We start from the raw sequence: 15,902 nt of genomic DNA on the forward strand, positions 1-15,902 counted from the left end.
AGTACGTGCCGTTACGGCTATTGGTCGTCGATACGACAGGCGCGTCAACCCCTGGAAACAAAGCGAGGGAAGGATCGGCGGAATTCTGTACCGGGCGTACAACGAGTCGTCCCATCTTTGGACGACGGGCCCAATTCCCTCGCTGTCGCACCGCCTCATCGTGAGGTTCTCCAGGTGTGCGCCGGAAACATCGCTTCCACGCCCCGTACACCTGGCGCTTCTCCTCCCCGATGGGTCCACGGCTCCGCGTCTTTGCGCACCGCACTGTGGCCGCACGGGCGGACCCCTTCACACCGGAAGAGACAGATCATGGACCTGCGTTACGACACTCTCTACATCGGCGGGACGTGGGCCGCGCCCAGCACGGACCGTACGATCGTGCCGGTCAACGCCAGCACCGAGGAACCGCTGGGCCACGTGCCCGAGGGCGCCGAGGCGGACATCGACGCGGCCGTGGCCGCCGCACGCCATGCGTTCGACGAGCCCGGCGGCTGGGCCAGTTGGGAGCCGGCCCGGCGTGCCGAGGCCATGGAGCGGCTGGCCCATGCGATGGAGCAGCGCGCAGACGGCTTCGTGGAGCGCGTCAGCAGCCAGAACGGCATGCCGGTCGTGGTCTCACGGCAGTTGGAGGCCGACTTCCCGGTCGCGATCCTGCGCTACTACGCACAGCTGGCGCGCGGCCTGGAGACGAGCGAGACGCGCACGGCGTTGCTCGGCGGATCCGTGGAAGTCCGCAAGAACCCGATCGGGGTGGTGGCGGCCATCGCCCCGTGGAACTTCCCGCAGACACTGTCCATGCTCAAGATCGCGCCCACGATGGCGGCCGGCTGCACACTCGTCCTCAAACCGTCCCCGGAGACCGTGCTCGACGCCTTCCTGCTGGCCGAGGCCGCGGAGGAGGCCGGGGTACCGGCCGGCGTCCTCAACATCGTCCCCGCGGGCCGGGAGGTCGGCGCCTACTTGGTAGCCCACCCCGGTGTGGACAAGGTGGCCTTCACCGGCTCCACTGCCGCCGGCCGCGCCATCGCCGAGACCTGCGGACGTTTGCTGCGGCCGGTCACCCTGGAACTCGGCGGCAAGTCCGCGGCGATCGTCCTGGACGACGCGGACCTGGACCTGGCGAAGATCGGCCAGGACCTGTTCTCCGCCACCCTCCTCAACAACGGCCAGACCTGCTTCCTCGGCACCCGCGTCCTCGCCCCGCGCAGCCGTTACAGCGAGGTCGTGGACACCTTCACCGCGCTCGTCGAGTCCCTCACGATCGGCGACGCGCTCTCGGAGGCCACCCGCATCGGCCCGATGGCCACGGCGCTTCACCGCGACCGCGTGGAGTCCTACATCGCCAAGGGCCAGGCCGAGGGCGGCCGCGTCACGACCGGCGGCGGACGTCCCGCGGACCGGGACAAGGGCTGGTTCGTCCAGCCGACCGTCTTCGCCGACGTCGACAACAACGCCACCATCGCCCGCGAGGAGATCTTCGGCCCGGTCCTCTCCGTCATCGCCTACGACGACGTCGATCACGCCGTCAGCATCGCCAACGACTCCGACTACGGCCTCGGTGGCACCGTCTGGACCTCCGACCCCGAGCGTGGCGCGGCCGTCGCCCGCCGCGTCCACACCGGCACCATCGGCGTCAACCACTACCTCCCCGACCCCGCCGCACCGTTCGGCGGCATCAAGGCCAGCGGCATGGGCCGCGAGTTCGGCCCCGAAGGGCTTGCCGGATACCTGCAACTCCAGTCCGTCTACCTCTGACCGACCCGGGGCGAACGCCGTGCGAGGCCCAGCGGGGCGCCTCGCACGCAGCCCCTTCGCGCGCTCCTGTACGCCGCGTACAGGGGCCCACCCAGACCTTGGCCCCGGCAACCGATGCCCGCGGCACTGGCTGCCGGAAGGGTGGCGTGCACGGGAATGAAAGACCCGGAAAGGACACGATCATGAAGCAGCCGCGCAGGTGGATCGCCCAGCGGATCGAACAGCTGGACCCGGAGACCGACTACGTGGAGATCTGGCGCCTGACGAGCACCTACGGCCTGACGGACTTCGCACTGAACCTGGTCTACACCCACCTGTTCCCGCACTTCTACGTCCCTCGGCACGGGGCCCAGCCGCTGTGGAACAAGGGGGACGGCAAGGTGCTCGAGCGGGCCACGCAGCGCGTGGAGGACACTGTCCGCAACAATCTCCTCTGGTGGCACTACGGCCCGCACCACCCCAAAACGCAGAAGTCGGTGGAGGGCATCAACAAGCTGCACGCCTTCCACGCCAAGCGTTATCCGGGCAACTTCGCCCACATGGACGACTACGTCTACACCCTCTGCTTCAGCGCCGCAGCCCTGCATCGCTTCAACCTCAAACTGGGGCTGCCCGGGTACACCGAGAAGCAGAAGATCGCCGCGCACCGCTTCTGGTTCGAGATGTCCAAGCTCTTCACCGACGAGCACGGCAACACGATCATGGACATGCCTGAGGACTGGGACTCCCTGACGGCCTTCGTCGACGAGTTCGAGAACCGGCCCTGGCCTGAGAACGAGGAGGGCCGCTGGGTCACGCTCGCCATCCTCGACCAGTTCGCCTACCGGAACTTCCCCAGGCCACTGCACGGCCTGGCCCGCGCTCTGGTCACGTCGACGATGCACCCGACCACCTGGCGGGTCCACGGCATGACCCCGCCCCCCGCGCCGGTCCGGGCCCTGCTCCTGAAGACCACGGGACTGGGCCTGCGCATCCAGCAGACCCTACTGCCGGATCCCACGACCAACTACCAGGAGGCGATGGAGGCGCAGACACGGCAGGAACGCCGCGACCGGTCCGACGGTATCCGCCGTCTCGACGAGGACTTCTCCACGTACTTCCGCAAGCGCTACGGCCTGCCCCCGCGCGGAGCCTCCGCGGAAACGGCGGCCCAGGTCCCCGCCGAGACCTCCTTCACCGCCTGAACACCGAGACCAGTTGCCGCTGACACATGCGGCGGCAACGTTTCACGTCGAGGAGCCGCGCCCGACCGCAGCCGACGGGTGCGGCTCCTCGACGTCCTGGTGACAGATGCCCTGCACATTCGGCGCTGGTGTCAACTGCGACGGCACCAGAACCTGCGCGCGGAGCAGCGGGTATTCGCCGACACCAGCCGATGGGCAGACCTGCCCGCGACGAACTCGTCCGCGCGGCAGTGGCCGAAACGGTCGGCGTGTTCTTTCGCCACGAGCGGTTCCTGCGGGCCGTCGTCCTGCAGCTGGGGGACGGGTTCGTCGGCGTGGTCCTGAGAGCGGCCAACGCCATCACGCACCCCGACACCGAGACCGCGGGGAGGAGTTTCGGAGATCAACTCCCCGTCCGCTCACGCAAACGGCCCCGGACGAGGAGTCCGAGGCCGAATAAAGCCCCTCCCCGGGGAAGAAACCCCAGGCCAGAGTGGTGACGCGTTGTGCCCCCGGCAGGATTCGAACCTGCGACACCCGCTTTAGGAGTTTTCCTTGCGTAGGGCTGTGACCTGCGGAAACGTTGGCTGCGGGGTGTCTGGCCTTGGGAAATACCCCTCCGTAGTTCTCAAGTGTTCGCGGGCTTTCCCGGCCTCATGTGTGCTGAATGCGTTCCGTAGGGATGCCTTCCTGGCAAGGCGTCAACTGCTCATGCATTGAGCGAAAGTCGCTGCCTGTACAGGTGGCCCGACGGGTCATACCCAGGTCTGACCCCGCAGTTCAGCTCCTGGTTCGACGCCCCGCAGGGACGGCGAGGGCATCGTCGTCCGCATGACGAACCCGACGACATCCATGACCACCCCGGTCACAACGATCGGTGTCCGACTGCGTGGCGCGCTGCCTGTGGAGCGTTGGGAGGCCACCGGCTTCCCCGGACGTTGGGTGGGCGGCACCGCCATGGTGCTCGGCCCACTCCTGATGCTGACCGGCGCGCTGCTGCGAGCCCGCTTCCACTTCTTCTTCCCCGACCAACTCGCGGCGTACGACCGGCACCCCACCCTGATGGCCACCGCATATGGCCTCTTTGCCGCAGGCAGCCTGCTGCTCTGGCCCGCTGTGGCGGTGCTGGCCGCACGGATCGGGGCGCGGAGCGCCGGCTGGGGCCTGTGGGGCGGGGTCCTGGCGATGTTCGGGCTGTTCGCCCGCGCCTTCCACGCGGGGGTGGACCATCTGGCCTTTCAGCTGGTGCGTTCCCAGGGAGTCGGGGCCGCGACCGAAGCGGTCTCCGCCGGCTACGGCGCCTTCCATGTCTTCGCCACGCTGAATTTCGCCATTCTCGCCGGGTGGGTGGTCCTTGCCCTCGGCGCCTGGCGCACCCGGGTGCTCGGCCCGGTCCGCGCTGCCGCACTCGGTCTCGCCGCGGCACTGCCCCTCGGAGTACTCAAGGGGACCGCCCCCCTGTCGCTGGTGGCCCTTGCCGGACTGTGCGCCGCACTCGTGCCGCTGGGCCTGGCGCTGCTGCGCGAAGCGCCCCGCCCCAGCCGGTCGGCGGTGCTGCGCTGGGTGCCGCTGATCCTGCTGACGCTCGGGCTGATGGTGCTGCTGGGACAGGCCGGTTGAGTGCACGCGTACAGGTACGGTCGGGCCATGAAGCCCAAGGGGCAGCGCCATCTCTACGCCCTCGATCTCATCGCGGCCCTGGCCCTGACCGCCGTGTACGTCGGCTTCGCCAGGATGACTTCCGACGACGGCCAGCCCGCCTACACAGGGCCTCCTTGGCTCGGCTGTCTGATCGCCGCCGCGGTCGGCCTGCCGATCGCCGTACGCCGCCGTTGGCCGCTCCCGGTCCTCGTGGCCGTACTGACCACCCTGGCTACGGCATCGCTTCTCGACATCCCCCGTGAGCCATACGCCGCCGCCGGGCTTGCGGCCTACCTCGTCGGACTGGCCGAGCCCGCCCGCCGGTCCGTGCCCGCCCTCGCGGTGTCTCTGCCGGTGGCGTGCGGTGCCGTCTACCTCGGCGAGGCGGTGGTCACTCCCGCCGAAGACTGGCAGGGCGCCGTCGGGGTGGCCGGGCTCGTGCTCCTGGTGATCGGCGGGTCCTGGGGCGCGGGGTTCACCGTGCGCGGCCGCCGGGCCGAGGGCGCCCGGGAACAGCGGCGCCGGGCGGAACGCGCACTGGACGAGGAGCGTCTGCGGATCGCTCGTGAGCTGCACGACATCGTCTCGCACAACCTCAGCCTGATCGCCGTCAAGGCAGGCGTTGCCGGGCATGTGGCGGAGGCCGACCCGCAGGAGGCGCGGGCCGCCCTCAAGGTCATCGAGGAGACGAGCCGTTCTGCGCTGGCCGAGATGCGCCGTACGCTCGGCGTGCTGCGTACCGAGAGCGCGCCCTTGGGACCCGTACCGGATCTCGACCGGATCGGCTCGCTCGCCGCCGAGGCACACAGGGCGGGCGTGGACGTCGACTTGACGGTGCACGCCACGGAGGGCTTGGCCGAGGGGACACAGCTGACCATCTACCGGATCGTCCAGGAGTCCCTCACCAACGTGGTCCGGCACGCTGCCCCGACCCGCTGCCAGGTCATCGTAGAGGCGGATGCGCGAGAGGTCCGCATCGATGTCGCGGACGAGGGACCACCGTCCATACCCGGCAGGACCGTCCGCGAACTACCGGGCGGTCATGGCCTCTTGGGGATGAGGGAGCGGGCGATGATGTACGGCGGCAGCTTCGAGGCGGGGCCACGGCCCGAGGGCGGCTTCGCGGTATCCGTCCGCCTGCCCGTCGAAGGGAACCAAACAACATGACCGACGTGACTCCCGTCCGGGTACTGATCGTCGACGACCAGGCGATGGTGCGCGGCAGCTTCCGGGTCCTCGTCGACCACACGCCCGGCATGACGGCCGTGGGCGAGGCTGCGAACGGAGCGCAGGCCGTCGAACTCGCCCGCAGCGGACGGCCGGACGTCGTGCTGATGGACGTACGCATGCCGGACTGCGACGGCATCGAGGCGACCCGGCAGATCTGCTCGGATCCGGCCCTGTCCGGCGTCCGCGTCCTCATCCTCACCACCTTCGACCTGGACGAGTACGTCTACGCCGCCCTGCGCGCCGGCGCCGCGGGCTTCCTCCTCAAGGACACCCCGCCGGCCGAGGTCCTCACCGCCATCGGTGTCGTCGCCTCGGGGGAGGCGCTGCTCGCCCCCTCGGTGACCCGCCGCCTGATCGCGGAGTTCGCCCGCCGCCCAGAACCTGCCCGCCCGCCCAGCCGCTCGCTGGACGGGGTCACCGACCGGGAGCTGGAGGTCCTTGGCCTGATCGCGCGAGGTCTGTCCAACACGGAGATCGCACAGCACCTCCACCTGAGCTTGGCCACGGTCAAAACCCACATCGGGCGCCTACTCGCCAAGCTGCGTGCGCGCGACCGAGCCCAACTCGTGATCGTCGCCTACGAGACCGGGCTCGTGGGTGGCCGCCGACGTGGAGGGTGATGTTCACAGGACCGATGGCTCTCATCAGAGTCCCGAGGCGCACGCCTCGTGTGTGCTGCGAGATCAAGAGGCCCTGCTGCCCACTCGGACGGCAGAGCCTCTGACCTGCTGCTTCTCTGTGCCCCCGGCAGGATTCGAACCTGCGACACGCGTAGTGCTGTTCTGCCTGATCAGCGCTGGTGCGTACGGAGAGAAGAACCAGCGTGTGACGGCTCGTCCCACGCCGTCCGCTCACGCATCGCTCACGCGTGTGGGAAATTCTGACCTGCGGCCGAGGGGCGTATCTTGGCGCGCCACGGGGGAGGGCGAGGCGGACGAGCACACTGTCGGCAATAGCGTCGTCGGCCCGGAGAGGGGGCACCCGGGCTGGAGGACCTCCCGGCTTGGCCGCGTTCGGGCCGTGGTGACGGGCCGCTGCCCGAACCTGCGAGCGGGGTCGTGGACGACCGCGTTCAGCAGGCAGCGGTGACGGCGTCGGCCCGCAGGGGCGCGGCCGTCTTCGCGGTGATCTCGTCGAGGGTGATGCCGGGTGCGGTCTCGACGATGGTGAGGCCGTCGGGCGTGATGTCGAGGACGCCGAGGTCGGTGATGACGCGGTGGACGCACCGTTCGCCGGTGAGCGGCAGGGTGCACTCGGTCAGGATCTTCGGGCTGCCGTCCTTGGCGGTGTGCTCCATCAGGACGATGACCCGGCGGGCGCCGTGGACCAGGTCCATCGCCCCGCCCATGCCCTTGACCATCTTTCCGGGGATCATCCAGTTGGCCAGGTCACCGCGTTCCGACACCTGCATGGCGCCCAGCACCGCGGTGTCTATGTGACCGCCGCGGATCATGCCGAAGGACAGGGCCGAGTCGAAGAAGGAGGCCCCCGGCAGGACGGTGACGGTCTCCTTGCCCGCGTTGATGAGATCCGGGTCGACCTCGTCGGCGGTCGGATAACGGCCGGTGCCGAGGATGCCGTTCTCGGAGTGCAGCACCACATGCACGCCCGGCGGGAGGTGGCCGGGGATGAGTGTGGGCAGGCCGATGCCGAGGTTGACGTAGGAGCCGTCGGTGAGTTCGGCGGCGGCGCGGGCGGCCATCTGGTCGCGGGTCCAGCCGCGGGGCGTGTCTATCGTCGTGCTCATGCTCGTACTGTCCTCTTCTCGATCTGTTTGTCAGCGGCCTGAGCGGGGGTGAGCTCCACGATCCGCTGGACGAAGACGCCGGGGAGGTGGACGGTGTCGGGGCTCAGCTCGCCCGGTTCCACGAGCTCTTCGACCTCGGCGATCGTGATCCGGCCGGCCATCGCCGCGAGCGGGTTGAAGTTGGCCGCGGCGCGGCGGAAGACCAGGTTGCCGTGCCGGTCCCCCCGCCAGGCCCGGACGAGGGCGAAGTCGGTGGTGATGGCGTGCTCCAGGATGTGCGGTCGGCCGTGGAAGTCGCGGGTCTCCTTGGGTGGGGAGGCCACGGCGACCGAGCCGTCCGCCGCGTACCTCCACGGCAGACCGCCGTTCGCGACCTGGGTGCCCACACCGGCCGGGGTGTAGAAGGCGGGGATGCCCGCGCCGCCGGCGCGCAGCCGTTCGGCCAGTGTGCCCTGCGGCACCAGCTCCACCTCCAGCTCGCCCGACAGGTACTGGCGGGCGAACTCCTTGTTCTCGCCCACGTAACTGCCCGTCACGCGGGCGATCCGGCCGGCGGCGAGCAGCACGCCCAGCCCACGGCCGTCCACGCCGCAGTTGTTCGACACGACCTGCAAGCCGGTGGCGCCCTGCTCGTGCAGGGCCCGGATCACCACTTCGGGGATGCCGCTGAGGCCGAAGCCGCCAACAGCCAGAGATACGCAGTCGGGAATGTCGGCGACCGCCTCGTCGGCATTCGCTCTTACCTTGTTCACGGAAGTGGTCCTTTCAGCCCAGGACTACGGACGAGCAGCCGCTGTCGGACGACAAGGTTGGCGCCGGTGATGCAGGACGCCTCGTCGGAGGTGAGGAAGACGGCACCTCCCGGCTCGAGCGAAGCCGAGAGCTGGTGGAGGCGGTCCGCTTGTTGGTGAGCGAACCGATCAGGTCCGCTGTGGACCCCACGGTGACGATGCAGCCGCGACTGCGCACCAGGTGGGGCCGGGCGACCTGCGCGGCCGGCCATACCGAGTCCGGCTCGGCGCGCATCGTGCAGCCGAAGTACTCGTACGGCTGGGTGTCGACGGCACCGAAACGGAAGGCGTTGGCGTTGGCGTAGAGGATGTCGATGCCCCCGAAGGCGTCCGCGACCTCCTCGACCCAGGCGCGGACGGAGTCCTCGTCGGTGGCGTCGAGCGGGCCGGAGGTGAGGGCCGTGCCGCCCGCCTTCGTGACGAGACGCTGGGTCTTGAGCCCGGACTCGTGCCGCAGGTCGCCGCCGACGACGATCGCGCCCTCGGCCGCGAACCACAGCGTGGCCGCGCGTCCCTGGCCGCGGGTCGTGCCCGACATCAGGGCCATCCTCCCCTTCCAGCGTTTCAATTCCCCTCCGGACTCGAAGCAGCCGAATCCACAGCAGCCGAACCCAGAGCGTCCGAGATGGACTTGACGCCGCCGTGCGCGGTGAGTCCGCCGTCGACCGGGATCTCGGCGCCGGTGATGAAGGAGGACTCGTCGGACAGGAGGAAGACCACGAGCGGGGCGACCTCGTCCACCGTGCCGGTGCGGCCGAGAGGGGTCTCGCGGATGTTCGCCTCGCGGAAGGCAGGGGCGGCGGAGGCGGTCATCTCGGTCTCGATGAAGCCGGGGTGGATCGTGTTGACGCGGATGCCGCGCGGGCCGAGCTCCGTGGCCGCGGTCTTCGACAGGCCGCGCAGTGCCCATTTGCTGGTCGTGTAGGCGACCGGGTAGTGGCCGCTGAGCGCGGCGGTGGAACCGACGTTGACGATGGACGAGCCGGGCGGCATCAGCGGCGTCAGGTGCTGGATGGCAAGGAGCGGGCCGGTGACGTTGACGGCGTGGACGCGGGCGAAGTCGTCGGGGGTCACTTCGTCGAGGCGGGCGCGCCATGTGATGCCCGCGTTGTTGACCAGGCCGTGCACCTGGCCGTACGACTCCCGCAGTTCGGCGGCCAGCTCCGCCCAGTGCTCCTCGTCGGTGACGTCGAGGCGGCGGCAGCCGGGGGCCTCGGTCACGTCGGTGGCGATGACCCGGGCGCCCTCGCGGGTCAGGACCTCGGCCTCGGCGGCGCCCTGGCCGCGCGCGGCGCCGGTCACGACGACGACCTTGCCGAGGAGTCTTTTGGGGTGCAGGTCGTTCACGGCCGCTCCCGAGTGCGGCGGCGGGCGGTCGGCAGCGGCTCGGGCTCCCTGCCCGCGACCACGGTGTTGGAGACCGTGCCGATGCCCTCCACGGTGAGGGTGACGGTGTCTCCCGGCTTCAGTGGGGGCGGGGACTGCTCGCCCCGGACGCCCCACAGCTCGGCGAGGCAGCCGCCGTTGCCGCAGGTGCCGGAGCCGAGCACGTCGCCGGGGCGGACGACGGTGCCGCGTGAGGCGTAGGCGGCCATCTCCTCGAAGGTCCAGCTCATGTTGGACAGCAGGTCCTTGCCGACGACCTCGCCGTTCACCGAGGCGGTCAGCGCCAGGCGCAGAAAGCCGTCGGTGTCGCGGTAGGGCTCCAGATCGTCGGCGGTGACCAGGTACGGGCCGAGGGTGGCGGCCGTGTCCTTGCCCTTGCACGGGCCGAGGCGGACCTGCATCTCGCGGGACTGCAGGTCGCGGGCCGACCAGTCGTTGAAGACGGTGTAGCCGATGATGTGGTCCCGTGCCTGTTCTGGCGTCAGGTCCCGCCCTTCCCGGCCGATGACGGCGGCGACCTCCAACTCGAAGTCGAGGACTTCGCTGCCCGGCGGCACCGGGACGTCGTCGTGGGCGCCGACGACGGCGTACGGGTTGGTGAAGTAGAACGTCGGGGCGTCGTACCAGGCTTCGGGCACCCCGCCGACGCCGTCCACGGACCGCCGTACCCCTTCGACGTGCTCCTCGAAGGTGACGAAGTCCCGCACGGTGGGCGGTTGAAGCGGTGGCAGCAGCCGCACCTCGGACACGTGAGGGCCCGGCGGGACGTCGAGCGTGGCGGCGCCGGCACGAAGGAGTGCGTCGAGTCCGTCGCCGCAGCGGATCAGCTCCGTGAGCGAGCGCGCCCCGGGCACCGGGTGGAGGGTGCCGTCCTCCTCCACGACGGCGACCCGGCGCTGATGTCGATGTTCATAGGTGGCGAAACGCATGCACGGCTCCAGGCTCCGGCGGTCTTCGAACAGCGGTGGAAACCGGGGACGCGGCAAGGGCGTCAGGGCGGTTGACAGGGCCACCGCGTCCCCAGGGTTCGAGGGGGTCAGACCGGCGGGGCGACGAAACAGCCGCGGTCGACGTCGTTGAAGGACTCCTTGGCGACCAGTTCGTTCATGGGATTGGCGGTGCCCCACTGGTCGGTGACCTCGGGCTGGGAGAAGTCGTAGACGTGGGGGTGCCAGGTGTCCTCGTCCAGCAGCTCCAGTTCCGTCGTGTACTCGGCGGTGTTGCCGTGCGGGTCCAGGAAGTACGTGAACGTGTTGTCGCCCGCCAAGTGCCGGCCCGGCCCCCAGACCTTCTTGAAGCCGGCGCGGATCACGCGGCCGGAGCCGCGCATGTACTCGTCCAGGCCGCGCATCTCGAAGGAGACGTGGTGCAGGGAGGTGTGCGGGCCCTTGGCGATAGCCATGGAGTGGTGCTGGTTGGAGATCCGCATGAAGTGCATGACCTCGCCCATGTGCGGCGTGCCGAGGGTGTCGGAGAGCCGGAAGCCGAGGTGGGTCTCGTACCACTCACGGGTCCTGTTCAGGTCGGGGGAGTTGAGCACCACGTGCGACAGGCGGACCGGGATCGCCTCCTTCTCCTCGATCCTGCGGTGCTGCCGGGCCTCGACGTCGGCGGAGACCTCGATGGTGCGGCCGTCGACGTCGAAGAAGCGGAAGCCGTAGCCGCCGCCGGGTGTGTCGATCTTGCCCGGCTGGGAGATCAACTGCGCGCCGCCCGCGAGGAGTTGCTCGGCGAGGGTGTCCACGTCCTCGGTGGAGCCGGCGCCGTACGAGACGAGGTCGAGGCGCTTCTCCTCGGCCTTGCGCAGCCGCACCACGTACTGCTCGGGGCTGCCCTCGGCGGCGAGGAAGGAGATGCCGGAGTCCTCGGCGACCTGGGTCAGGCCCCAGACGCCGGCGTAGAAGTCGAGCTGCTTGTCGTAGTCGGGCACGGCGAGGTCGACATGCCGCAGATGGGTGAGCAGGCGTGCGCTCATGGTGGGTTTCCTCCGGTGTGGGGGTCAGGCGAGGCGCAGCAGGGTTGTCGCGTTGCCACCGCGCACGGCGTGGAAGTCGTCGTCGGGCAGGCGTGCGGCGCGCAGTGCGCCGACGGGGTCCTCGGTGCCCATGTCGAAGGGGAAGTCGGAGCCGAGCAGCACACGGTCCGGGCCGACCGCGCCGATCAGCGCCCGCAGTACCTGCGGGTCGTGGACCAGCGAGTCGAAGTACAAGCGCTTGAGGTAGCTGCTGGGCAGGTGGGCGCAGCCCGTGCCCGCGTCGGAGCGGGTCGACCAGGCGTGGTCGGAGCGGCCGATGTGGGTGGGCAGATAGCCGCCCCCGTGCGCGGCGATGACCTTCAGCTCCGGGTGCCGGTCCAGCACCCCGGAGAAGATCAGGTGCGAGAGCGCGACGGCGTTCTCGGTGGGCTGGCCGACGGTGTTGGACAGGTACCACTGGTCGAGGCGCTCGTCGAGCGTGCAGCCGAAGGGGTGCAGGAAGAGGATCGCCCCTGTCTCCTCGGCCCGGGTCCAGAAGGGTTCATACGCCGGATCCGACAGCTCCCGGCCCGGCGCGTGCGAGGAGATCTCGACACCCAACAGGCCCATGCCCATGGCGAGTTCGAGCGCGCGCACCGCCGATTCCGGGTGCTGCAGGGGGACGAGGCCCAGACCGTGCAGCCGGCCGGGCGCCTGGGCGCAGTGGGCGGCCGTCGCCTCGCCCGCGAGCCGGTACACCTTCTCCGCGGTCTCCTCGTCCGCCCAGTAGTGGTAGTGCGAGGGCGACGGGCTGACCAGCTGGACGTCCACACCCTGCGCGTCCATCGCGGCAAGTCGTACGGCGACGTCCGTCAGCCTCGGGATGCGCTCGGCGACCATGGGGCCGCTGACGGCCTGGGCCGCGGGCCCGTTGCGTCGGGCGTCGAGGGCCTTGGCCTTTGCCAGGCCCGGCAGGTCGGCCACCAGGGCCTCGACCTCCGGGATCAGGACGTGCGCGTGTACGTCGACAGTCGGGGAAGTGCGCGCGTCAGCGCTCGGCGAGGGGCGGTGGTCGGGCTGGGGGCGCCTCCCAGCGGTGGCCCGGGGAGGGAGGGCCGTCACGGCAGCTCCCTGAGCACCGGCATGGTGGCGTCCAGCAGCCCGGGCACATCACCGGGCACGCCGTCGAGCTGCCACTGCCCGATCTGCACGGACGCTTCGACGACCATCCGGACCCGGTCGATCCGCCGCTCGTAGTAGCGCGTGAGCAGTTCCTCGTCCCACGCGGATCCGCTGGTCAGCAGCTGGGACAGCACCCAGGCGTCCTCCAGGGCCATCGCCGCGCCCTGGGCCATCGTGGGCGGGCAGCAGTGCGCGGCGTCGCCGACGAGGACGACCCGGCCCCGGTGCCAGGACCCCTCGACCAGCATCCGGTCGAACCAGGTGTAGTTCACCCGCGCCGGGTCGTTGATCGAGTCACGGATCTCGTCCCAGGCACCGCCGTAGCCCTCGGCGAGGCGGCGCATCTCCTGCGCGTAGGACTCGGGCGGGATCGTCGCACGGTCGCGGCTGGGCTCCACCAGATAGGCGTAGATCGTGTCCTCGCTGGTGGGCGTGTAGCCGGCGATGTAGCAGGGCCCGCCGTGGGCGAGGTCGCTGCGCTCCACTCCGGCCGGGCGGGGCGCCGGGACACGCCAGATGGCCATGCCGGTCGGCTCGGGTTTGACGTCGATGCCGATGGCGGCACGGGTCGCGGAGTGCAGGCCATCGGCGGCCACGACGAGGTCATAGCGGCCCTCGGTGCCGTCACTGAACCGGACGGTCACTGACGTGTCGTCCTGGGTGAGGATCTCGGCGGTGGTGCCGAGCCGGACGTTCGCGCCGGATGCCCGGACGGCGTCGACGAGGATGCGCTGGAGCACCGGGCGCTGCATGCCCAGGGTGGCGGGGAGGTCGTCTCCGCCGGTGCGGAGGACGTCGCCGACGTGGAGCACGGTGCCGTCAGGCGTCGTCAGCCCCAGGGCGTCGAAGCCGAAGCCGTGCTCGCGGACCTCGTCCCAGACGCCGATCTCGCGCAGCACGCGCAGGGCGTTGCCCTGAAGCGTGATGCCGGAGCCGCGTACGTTCCAGTCCGGCCTGACCTCGACGAGGTCGACGTCGATGCCGGCCCGCCGCAGCAGCACGGTCATGACGTTGCCGGAGGTGCCCCCTCCGATGACCAGGACTCTCTTTCCTTCCACGACCAACTCCTTTGTTGGGCAGGTCACTTGACGGCGACCGGATTGACGGGGGAGCCGACGGCTCCGGTGATGGGCAGGGGCGCGGCGGTGAGCCAGAACTCGTACACGCCGTCGGACGCGCAGTCGTCCGCGAGAGCGTCGGGGTCCCACATCTCGCCGATCAACAGGCCCATGTTGGGAATGACGACCTGGTGCAGCGGCTGGAAGGCGCCGTCGAACTCGTTCGGCCGTACCTCGAAGCCCCACGTGTCGGTGGCGATCGCGGCGATCTCGCTCGCGTGCAGCCAGCCGGCCGTGGTGAAGGACAGACCGGGCGAGTCTCCGCCCGCGTAGTCGCCCCAGCCCTCGCGGCGGGCGCGCGTCAGCCGCCCGGTCCGGACGACGACGATGTCCCCGCGGCCGACGGCCACGCCGTGCGCCTCGGCCGTCGCGGTCAGGTGCTCCTCGGTGATCGCGAAACCGTCCGGCAGTTCTCCGCGTTCGTCGCCGATCACCCGGCCGACGTCGAGGAGGACTCCGCGCCCGGCGACGTACGGGGCCATGTGCTCGATGCCGGTGACCAGATCGCCGTCCGAGGTGACGGTCTTCGCGGCGTCGCGTCCGTTCCACGCCTTGCCGTGGTCGAAGATGTGCCCGAGCCCGTCCCACTGGGTGGAGCACTGCAGCGGCATCGCGATCACGTCGTCGGCGCCGCCGATGCCGTGCGGAAAGCCCTGGTTGCCCAGCGCCGCGTCCGTTCCCGTGTCCAGCATGGTGTGGACGGGGTTGGTGCGGCGGCGCCAGCCCTTCTGCGGGCCGTTCATGTCGAACCGCTGCGACAGCGAGAAACTCACGCCCCGGCGGACCAGTGCCGCACCCTCGCGGCGCTTGGCCTCGTCGAGGAAGTTCAGCGTGCCGAGCACGTCGTCCTCGCCCCAACGCCCCCAATTGGAATACCGCTTGGCGGCTTCGGCGATCGCGCTCTCGGCGTCCGTGGGGTCGAGCGGGGCCGTCACGACGCGGTCCTCTCGGCGACGCAGCGGGTGCGCTGCGCGCCCAGACCCGTGATGGAACCCTCCATGACGTCGCCGTCGCGCAGCAGCCGTCCCCAGTGCATGCCGTTGCCGGCCGGGCTGCCGGTGAGCACAAGGTCGCCGGGCAGGAGCCGGGAGGTCTGGGAGATGTACGACACCAGCCGGGCGATGCCGAAGAGCATGTCCTTGGTGGACTCGTCCTGCATGGTCTCGCCGTTGAGCTTCAGCGTGACACGCAGGTCACCCGGGTCGGCGATCGACTCGGCGGGCACGATCCAGGGGCCGAGCGGGGTGAAGCCGGGGGCGTTCTTGCAGCGCAGCCAGTCGGTGCCGATGGCGGGCATGTCCCGGCGGAAGACGGTGGCGCGGTCGGTGAGGTCGTTGGCGATGGTGTAGCCGGCCACGTACTCCAGGGCCTCCTCGACCGTCACCCGGTAGGCGGGCCTGGCGATGACGGCCGCCAGCTCCAGCTCCCAGTCCGGCTGCTGCGCCCAGTCCGGAAGTACGACGTCGTCGAACGGGCCGGCGATCGCGCTCGGCAGGCCGATGAACACGTACGGCAGGTCCTCTGCCGCCCGCCGGTCCATGACCGCGGCGATCTCCGCGCGCGCCTCCTCCACGGTGCGGGGGTCGTCGCAGGAGCGGTGGGCGACCTCCAGGTCGATCACATGCTGCCGGTAGTTGGCCCCGGACTGGAAGACCTGGCGGGGCTCGACCGGCGCGTGCGCCCGCAGGTGCTCCAATGGTCGCCAGTCGGCCGTCTCGTCGGCCGCGAGCTCGTGCAGGCGAGGGAGCATCTCGTCCCAGTGCTCGAAAATCCCCCGGGTCGTCAGGGCCGGCTCTCCGAGGGCTGTGCGAAGATCCAGCACGCGCCCCCCGGGGATCACAAGACCGGGGAAAGACGCCTGGTCAGGGGCGGAGAGAACGCCAAGGGCGAAGGGTCCGGAGAAGGACGCGGAAGCGGCTGCGGGTTTCACGGGAA

The 15,902-nt window shown here is 70.3% G+C and carries 15 protein-coding genes; 5 read left to right on the plus strand and 10 right to left on the minus strand.

Going from position 1 to position 15,902, the window contains the following annotated elements; genetic code table 11:
• Positions 1-309: 309 nt before the first annotated feature.
• From AB0I98_RS08850 to AB0I98_RS08870, 5 genes are all read left to right on the plus strand, one after another.
• Positions 310-1,755 (plus strand): aldehyde dehydrogenase, encoded by a 1,446-nt coding sequence (locus tag AB0I98_RS08850; RefSeq protein WP_362937412.1) that lies wholly within the window; start codon positions 310-312, stop codon positions 1,753-1,755.
• 182 nt (positions 1,756-1,937) lie between these two features.
• Positions 1,938-2,939 (plus strand): hypothetical protein, encoded by a 1,002-nt coding sequence (locus AB0I98_RS08855; protein ID WP_362937415.1) that lies wholly within the window; start codon positions 1,938-1,940, stop codon positions 2,937-2,939.
• An 810-nt stretch (positions 2,940-3,749) separates the two neighbouring features.
• Positions 3,750-4,538, plus strand: a complete 789-nt coding sequence (locus AB0I98_RS08860) for a hypothetical protein (protein ID WP_362937418.1) — start codon at positions 3,750-3,752, stop codon at positions 4,536-4,538.
• 27 nt (positions 4,539-4,565) lie between these two features.
• Positions 4,566-5,726 (plus strand): sensor histidine kinase, encoded by a 1,161-nt coding sequence (locus tag AB0I98_RS08865; protein WP_362937421.1) that lies wholly within the window; start codon positions 4,566-4,568, stop codon positions 5,724-5,726.
• Positions 5,723-6,409, plus strand: a complete 687-nt coding sequence (locus AB0I98_RS08870; RefSeq protein ID WP_362937424.1) for a response regulator transcription factor — start codon at positions 5,723-5,725, stop codon at positions 6,407-6,409. The genes AB0I98_RS08865 and AB0I98_RS08870 overlap by 4 nt, the downstream gene beginning before the upstream one ends.
• A gap of 452 nt (positions 6,410-6,861) precedes the next feature.
• Here the strand turns inward: AB0I98_RS08870 and AB0I98_RS08875 are convergent, their stop codons facing one another.
• The 10 genes from AB0I98_RS08875 to AB0I98_RS08920 form a co-directional block, all read right to left on the minus strand.
• Complete coding sequence (locus AB0I98_RS08875; RefSeq protein ID WP_362937427.1) at positions 6,862-7,536, minus strand: CoA transferase subunit B; 675 nt, start codon at positions 7,534-7,536, stop codon at positions 6,862-6,864.
• Positions 7,533-8,288 carry a CoA transferase subunit A gene (locus AB0I98_RS08880; protein WP_362937429.1) on the minus strand — a complete coding sequence of 252 codons (756 nt, stop codon included), beginning with the start codon at positions 8,286-8,288 and terminating at the stop codon, positions 7,533-7,535. The genes AB0I98_RS08875 and AB0I98_RS08880 overlap by 4 nt, the downstream gene beginning before the upstream one ends.
• Positions 8,289-8,301: 13 nt before the next feature.
• Complete coding sequence (locus AB0I98_RS08885) at positions 8,302-8,865, minus strand: SDR family oxidoreductase (RefSeq protein ID WP_362937432.1); 564 nt, start codon at positions 8,863-8,865, stop codon at positions 8,302-8,304.
• A gap of 26 nt (positions 8,866-8,891) precedes the next feature.
• The gene (locus AB0I98_RS08890) at positions 8,892-9,674 is read right to left on the minus strand and encodes an SDR family oxidoreductase (RefSeq protein WP_362937434.1); all 783 of its coding nucleotides are present in this window, start codon (positions 9,672-9,674) and stop codon (positions 8,892-8,894) included.
• Positions 9,671-10,642: a fumarylacetoacetate hydrolase family protein gene (locus AB0I98_RS08895; RefSeq protein WP_362937437.1), complete on the minus strand. Its 972-nt coding sequence runs from the start codon at positions 10,640-10,642 to the stop codon at positions 9,671-9,673. The genes AB0I98_RS08890 and AB0I98_RS08895 overlap by 4 nt, the downstream gene beginning before the upstream one ends.
• A gap of 107 nt (positions 10,643-10,749) precedes the next feature.
• Positions 10,750-11,688 (minus strand): VOC family protein, encoded by a 939-nt coding sequence (locus AB0I98_RS08900; protein WP_362937440.1) that lies wholly within the window; start codon positions 11,686-11,688, stop codon positions 10,750-10,752.
• Positions 11,689-11,712: 24 nt separating this feature from the next.
• The gene (locus AB0I98_RS08905; protein ID WP_362937443.1) at positions 11,713-12,789 is read right to left on the minus strand and encodes an amidohydrolase family protein; all 1,077 of its coding nucleotides are present in this window, start codon (positions 12,787-12,789) and stop codon (positions 11,713-11,715) included.
• A complete protein-coding gene (locus tag AB0I98_RS08910) occupies positions 12,786-13,907 on the minus strand; it encodes an FAD-dependent oxidoreductase (protein WP_362937446.1) in 1,122 nt (373 codons plus the stop codon). Before AB0I98_RS08910 ends, AB0I98_RS08905 begins: the two co-directional genes overlap by 4 nt.
• Positions 13,908-13,930: 23 nt before the next feature.
• Positions 13,931-14,902, minus strand: a complete 972-nt coding sequence (locus AB0I98_RS08915; RefSeq protein WP_362937448.1) for a cyclase family protein — start codon at positions 14,900-14,902, stop codon at positions 13,931-13,933.
• Complete coding sequence (locus AB0I98_RS08920) at positions 14,899-15,897, minus strand: fumarylacetoacetate hydrolase family protein (protein WP_362937450.1); 999 nt, start codon at positions 15,895-15,897, stop codon at positions 14,899-14,901. Before AB0I98_RS08920 ends, AB0I98_RS08915 begins: the two co-directional genes overlap by 4 nt.
• Between the last annotated feature and the right edge of the window lie 5 nt (positions 15,898-15,902).

This window comes from Streptomyces sp. NPDC050211 (assembly GCF_040656035.1).
In the GTDB taxonomy this organism is placed as follows: Bacteria; Actinomycetota; Actinomycetes; order Streptomycetales; family Streptomycetaceae; genus Streptomyces.

Excerpts from the sequence above, each read along its gene's own strand:
- AB0I98_RS08885 (WP_362937432.1), bottom strand. The coding sequence starts at position 8,865 with ATGTCGGGCACGACCCGCGGCCAGGGACGCGCGGCCACGCTGTGGTTC.
- AB0I98_RS08855 (WP_362937415.1), top strand. The coding sequence starts at position 1,938 with ATGAAGCAGCCGCGCAGGTGGATCGCCCAGCGGATCGAACAGCTGGAC.
- AB0I98_RS08865 (WP_362937421.1), top strand. The coding sequence starts at position 4,566 with ATGAAGCCCAAGGGGCAGCGCCATCTCTACGCCCTCGATCTCATCGCG.
- AB0I98_RS08870 (WP_362937424.1), top strand. The coding sequence starts at position 5,723 with ATGACCGACGTGACTCCCGTCCGGGTACTGATCGTCGACGACCAGGCG.
- AB0I98_RS08875 (WP_362937427.1), bottom strand. The coding sequence starts at position 7,536 with ATGAGCACGACGATAGACACGCCCCGCGGCTGGACCCGCGACCAGATG.
- AB0I98_RS08860 (WP_362937418.1), top strand. The coding sequence starts at position 3,750 with ATGACGAACCCGACGACATCCATGACCACCCCGGTCACAACGATCGGT.
- AB0I98_RS08895 (WP_362937437.1), bottom strand. The coding sequence starts at position 10,642 with ATGCGTTTCGCCACCTATGAACATCGACATCAGCGCCGGGTCGCCGTC.
- AB0I98_RS08850 (WP_362937412.1), top strand. The coding sequence starts at position 310 with ATGGACCTGCGTTACGACACTCTCTACATCGGCGGGACGTGGGCCGCG.
- AB0I98_RS08900 (WP_362937440.1), bottom strand. The coding sequence starts at position 11,688 with ATGAGCGCACGCCTGCTCACCCATCTGCGGCATGTCGACCTCGCCGTG.